The organism is Dryocola clanedunensis, from assembly GCF_038405435.1.
Taxonomy (GTDB): Bacteria; Pseudomonadota; Gammaproteobacteria; order Enterobacterales; family Enterobacteriaceae; genus Dryocola; species Dryocola clanedunensis_A.
Genome location: NZ_JBBYHZ010000252.1, coordinates 251 through 509, shown reverse-complemented (window position 1 = coordinate 509; position 259 = coordinate 251). Strand labels below are relative to the sequence as shown.

At 59.8% G+C, this 259-nt stretch carries 1 protein-coding gene; it reads right to left on the bottom strand.

Annotation, left to right across the window (positions count from 1 at the left end):
* The coding region (locus tag AAE045_RS24500) for an AAA family ATPase (RefSeq protein WP_455549883.1) at positions 1–171 on the bottom strand (171 nt) is incomplete at its 3' end.
* Between the last annotated feature and the right edge of the window lie 88 nt (positions 172–259).

Below are 259 nucleotides of genomic sequence, written 5' to 3'. Positions count from 1 at the left end.
GAAGTCGGCCTCGCCAAAGGTGTACCACCGGGAGGACAGCGCTGCTTCAATCGCATCCAGAACCGTAGACTTCCCCGAATCCCCTGGACCAATCAAGCAACAGAGCGGCGACGCCTTGAGCGTCCACTCAAGCTCACTGATTCCGCGGAAGTTCCGCACCGACAACGTCACTATCCTCACGATTTCCCTCGATCCGTCGAATACCCTTGGCCGGGCGGGTCTAGCTTACTGCCTCGGGCGGGTTGGAACCTGACACTGG